Source organism: Mycobacterium sp., assembly GCF_025933915.1.
In the GTDB taxonomy this organism is placed as follows: Bacteria; Actinomycetota; Actinomycetes; order Mycobacteriales; family Mycobacteriaceae; genus Mycobacterium.
This window is the reverse complement of record NZ_JAICZA010000250.1, coordinates 1-4711: the sequence shown is the minus strand read 5'-3', so window position 1 is coordinate 4711 and position 4711 is coordinate 1. Positions and strand designations below refer to the sequence as shown.

The 4711-nt window shown below is 70.0% G+C and carries 5 protein-coding genes; 2 read left to right on the top strand and 3 right to left on the bottom strand.

The window, feature by feature from the left end; genetic code table 11:
• Both Q0W90_RS23380 and Q0W90_RS23375 read right to left on the bottom strand, forming a co-directional pair.
• The coding region (locus Q0W90_RS23380) for a TCP-1/cpn60 chaperonin family protein (protein ID WP_297776942.1) at positions 1 to 494 on the bottom strand (494 nt) is incomplete at its 3' end.
• Between the two features lie 221 nt (positions 495 to 715).
• Positions 716 to 1417, bottom strand: a complete 702-nt coding sequence (locus tag Q0W90_RS23375) for a M24 family metallopeptidase (RefSeq protein WP_297596758.1) — start codon at positions 1415 to 1417, stop codon at positions 716 to 718.
• Positions 1418 to 1574: 157 nt separating this feature from the next.
• Here Q0W90_RS23375 and Q0W90_RS23370 point away from each other — a divergent pair, with 157 nt between their 5' ends.
• Together Q0W90_RS23370 and glp are read left to right on the top strand one after the other, a co-directional pair.
• A complete protein-coding gene (locus Q0W90_RS23370) occupies positions 1575 to 2513 on the top strand; it encodes an SDR family NAD(P)-dependent oxidoreductase (protein WP_297596716.1) in 939 nt (312 codons plus the stop codon).
• A 19-nt stretch (positions 2514 to 2532) separates the two neighbouring features.
• Complete coding sequence (gene glp / locus Q0W90_RS23365; protein WP_297776939.1) at positions 2533 to 3738, top strand: gephyrin-like molybdotransferase Glp; 1206 nt, start codon at positions 2533 to 2535, stop codon at positions 3736 to 3738.
• A 61-nt stretch (positions 3739 to 3799) separates the two neighbouring features.
• Here the strand turns inward: glp and Q0W90_RS23360 are convergent.
• Positions 3800 to 4711: MFS transporter (locus tag Q0W90_RS23360; RefSeq protein WP_297776936.1), on the bottom strand; the 912-nt coding region annotated here is incomplete at its 5' end.

Here is a 4711-nt window from a genome sequence, read left to right as displayed (position 1 = left end):
GCCATCGCCTCGGCGATCAGGGCGCCGATCGACTGGTCGCCCGCGGAGAGACCCGCGGTGGCCGCGCTCTGCTCCTTGGTCTCGCCGTCCTTGGCCGACTTGAGCAGGGTCTCGGTGACCTTCTCGACGGCCTTCTCGATGCCGCGCTTGAGACCCAGCGGGTTGGCGCCGGCGGCGACGTTGCGCAGGCCCTCCTTGACCAGGGCCTGAGCCAGCACCGTGGCCGTCGTCGTGCCGTCACCGGCAACGTCGTCGGTCTTCTTGGCGACTTCCTTGACCAGCTCGGCGCCGATCTTCTCGTACGGGTCCTCCAGCTCGATCTCCTTGGCGATGGACACACCATCGTTGGTGATCGTGGGGGCACCCCACTTCTTCTCCAGGACGACGTTGCGGCCCTTGGGGCCCAACGTCACCTTTACCGCGTCGGCGAGGGCGTTGAGCCCCCGCTCGAGGCCGCGACGGGCCTCTTCGTCGTACGCAATTGTCTTGGCCATTGCGAAGTGATTCCTCCGAAATATGGGGTGACACACGGGGCGACCGCTTGTCGGGTCGCCCCATTGGACGCTGTGGCCGGGTGCAGTGCCCGCGACGGACGACCTGGCTGTCTTGGGGCTAGGTCTCACCGTCCCGACCTAGCACTCGCTGGTCGCGAGTGCCAAGTCATTCTTAGCACTCGCCCATGCCGAGTGCAAGAAAGTTCGCCGAAGCGACCGGCTCAGGGCAGGTCGAGCAGCTGCTCGTAGAAGCCGCCGAAACCGCGCCGGCGGTCGACGAGATGGATCTCGAGGATCCAGTGGCAAACACGCCCGCGTGGGTCCGTACGGCGCATCGGCTTGTCCGAGCCGGGCATGATGTACCACTCGATGCCCGGGCCGGCGATCTTCTTGTGCGGGAACTCCCCCACCAGATGACCGGCGATGCGGCTGCCCCACTCGAAGCCCTCCGCGTGCGCCACCCCGACGACGACGTCGAACAGCTCGGCGCCGGTAACGTCGGGATGGCCGACGAAGTAGTCACGGCCGGCCTGCCAAACCCGCGGCAGCGCGTCGCGGACGGCCCGCTTGTGCGGGTCGTCGCCCAGCAGGAACGTCCGGCCGAAGTCGGCCTCCCACTCCTCGAAGATGGGTCCCAGGTCCAGGAAGACGATGTCGTTGTCGACGATCATCCGGTCCGGCGGACGCTCATGGAACGGTTGCAGCGTGTTCTCCCCGGCCCGCACGATCCGCCGATGCCAATGCCGGGTCACCCCGAACATCTGCCCGGCGAGGTCATGGATCTGGTCGGAGAGCTCCTTTTCGGTAATCCCGGGGCGAATCATGGCCCGCCGCTCGATTTCGTCGAACAGCTGCGCCGCTTTGTGTTCGGCGTCCAGCAGCCGCTCCACCCGAACGTCTTCGGCGGTCGATGGCTTCCCGATCCCCACGACGCGATGCTATGCGCACACCGGAGCCATGTCCCTCGTCGTGCCGCCCCACCCGCGAGGGTTCGTCCGCCAGGACAACTACCGGATCCGACCGTTGCGCGCCGCATCTCCCACCCGGCGGCATCGGTTCCGGATGAGTATCTTTTGGGCCATGGCTTCCAACGACACAGAGAACCGCGACTGGTCGGAGAGCGACGTCCCGGATCAGAGCGGCCGCGTCGTCGTCATCACCGGCGCCAACACCGGCATCGGGTATGAGGCGGCCGCCGTGCTGGCCCACCGCGGCGCCCACGTCGTGCTCGCGGTGCGCAACCTCGAGAAGGGCAACGCGGCGCTGTCGCGCATCGTCGCCGCCAGCCCGCACGCCGACGTCACGCTGCAGCAGCTGGACCTGACTTCGCTGGACGCGGTGCGGTCGGCCGCCGACGCGCTGCGCGCGGCCTACCCCCGCATCGACGTGCTGATCAACAACGCCGGGGTGATGTGGACGCCCAAGCAGGTCACCCGGGACGGATTCGAATTGCAGTTCGGCACCAACCATCTGGGTCACTTCGCGCTGACCGGGCTGCTGCTCGACCACCTGCTTGCCGTGCGGGATTCCCGGGTGGTGACCGTCAGCAGCCTCGGCCACCGGCTGCGAGCCGCGATCCGCTTCGACGACCTGCAGTTCGAACGCCGGTACGACCGGATCGCCGCCTACGGCCAATCCAAGCTGGCCAACCTGTTGTTCACCTACGAGCTGCAGCGCCGGCTGGCGGCCACGCCCGACGCGAAGACCATCGCCGTCGCCGCGCACCCCGGCGGCTCCAACACCGAGCTGACCCGCAACCTGCCGGCGATCTTCCGGCCGGTGGCGACCATGCTGGGACCGGTGCTGTTCCAAAGCCCCGCCATGGGCGCGCTCCCGACACTGCGAGCCGCCACCGATCCGGCGGTCGAAGGCGGCCAGTACTTCGGGCCGGACGGCTTCTTCGAGCAGCGCGGCCGCCCCAAGCTCGTCAAATCCAGCGCCCAGTCCCACGACGCCGAACTGCAACGCCGGCTGTGGGCCGTCTCCGAAGAACTCACCGGCGTCCGCTTCCCGATCTGACGCGCGGATAATGGCCCCGATGCGCTCAGTCGCGGAACACCAGCGTGTTGTCACCGATTTGATTCGTGCCCGGCCGCCGGTCTCGGTCGCGCTGACCGAAGCCCAAGGCCTGGTCCTCGCGGAGGACGTGGCCGCGCCGCTGGCATTGCCGGTCTTCGACAACTCCGCGATGGACGGGTACGCGGTGCACGCCGAGGACACGTCGTCCGCCACGCCGGAAAACCCGGTGGTGTTGCCGGTTGCCGAGGACATTCCGGCCGGGCGCACCGACGAACTGACGCTGCAGCCCGGAACGGCCCACCGGATCATGACGGGCGCGCCGCTGCCGGCCGGGGCGACGGCCATTGTCCCGGTCGAGGCCACCGACGGCGGTGTGGACGTCGTGTCGATCCGCGAGCCCCGCGGGGCCGGCAAGCACATCCGGCGAGCGGGGGAGGACGTCCGCCCCGGCACCACCGTGCTGCACCGGGGCCAGGTCGTGACGCCGGCGGTGCTCGGCTTGGTCGCGGCGCTGGGGATCGCTGAGTTGCCGGTGATTCCGCGCCAACGGGTGCTGGTGATCTCGACCGGATCGGAGCTGGTGGCCCCGGGCACCGCGCTGCGGCCGGGGCAGATCTACGAGTCGAACTCGATCATGCTGGCCGGGGCCGTCAGGGATGCGGGCGCCGAACTGGTCGCCGTTGCGACCGCCGACGACGATGTGGCCCAGTTCAGTTCGCTCATCGACCGGTACGCGGCCGACTCCGATCTGATCATCACCAGCGGCGGCGTCAGCGCCGGCGCCTACGAGGTCGTCAAGGACGCATTCGGCCGCGACGGCGACCAGGGCGTGGAATTCGTCAAGGTCGCCATGCAGCCGGGCATGCCGCAAGGTGTGGGCCGGGTGGCCGGCGCGACGATCGTCACGCTGCCCGGCAACCCGGTCAGCGCGCTGGTGTCCTTCGAGGTGTTCCTGCGGCCCGCGCTGCGCACGGCCATGGGCCTGCCGGATCCGGAACGCCCGCACCGGTTCGCCGTCCTCGCCGAGTCGCTGAGATCGCCGCGCGGCAAGCGCCAGTTCCGGCGCGCGGTGCTCAGTGACGACGCGAGCACCGTCACCAGTTACGGCCCGCCGGCATCGCACCACCTGCGGTGGCTGGCGTCGGCGAACGGGCTGCTCGATATCCCCGAGGACGTCGTCGAGGTGCCCGAGGGGACCCGGCTTCAGGTCTGGGATCTGCGCTAGCCGGGCGACGATGCAGCCCGCGGAGCGGGGTGAGGAGGAGTCCGGCAATCTGCGCAAGCACCTAACCCGCGGGGGTGGCGACGTCCCGGTGGAATTCGTCGGCCTTGTCGAAGGCCGCCGTGCGGCGGATCGCGACGCCGACGATCGACATCGTCACCGGAATCGTGACCAGCGCCGCCGACAGGCCCACCCAGCCGGACAGGTGACCGATCAGCGGCGGTCCGAGCAGATAGCCCAGCCAACCGGTGGCCGCCACGATGGCGATCGCCGATCCCGCTCCGCTCGCGCTGTACGCCGCGCTGAATGCGGTGGGCACCAGCAGCGCCACGCCCGCACCCAGCGCGGCGAAACCGAGCAGGCTGACGGCCGGGTTGGCGGTCGCCAGCGTCACGCTCATACCCACCACGGCCACCAGCGCCAGCGCCGGGAGCAACCGGCGACTCGGCACCCGCGCGTGCAGTCGGGGCGCGCCGAACCGGATGATGACCATCGCACACGTGTAGGCCGCGTAGCTCAACGCCGAGACGCTCGGGCCGGCGCCGACGACGTTGCGCAGGTAGTTGGCCGACCAGTCGGTGGCGGCGCCTTCGCACAGAAACGACGCGAACGAGACCGCGGCCAGGATCGCCACCGTCGACGTGATCCAGGCCCGCTCGCCCCGGGCCGGGCCCGACGCCGCGGCGCCGGCGGCCGCATCGGGGATCAGACGACGGGTGAGCGTTCCCACCACGACCAACACGACCGCCCCGAGGACCGTCAGCTGAGCGGCCAGGCCGATGCCGGCGCCGACGCACGCCGCGCCGATTACGGCCCCCACCAGCGTCCCGACGCTCCACATGCCGTGAAACCGCGCCATGATCGGCGCCCGGGCGGCCCGCTCGACCGTCGCCGCCTGGGTGTTCATCGCGATATCCAGCGCCCCCTGGAACGCCCCCCACAACGCCAGCGCACCGAACAGCGCGGGCCCGGACCG

Excerpts from the sequence above, each read along its gene's own strand:
- Q0W90_RS23370 (WP_297596716.1), top strand. The coding sequence starts at position 1,575 with ATGGCTTCCAACGACACAGAGAACCGCGACTGGTCGGAGAGCGACGTC.
- glp (WP_297776939.1), top strand. The coding sequence starts at position 2,533 with ATGCGCTCAGTCGCGGAACACCAGCGTGTTGTCACCGATTTGATTCGT.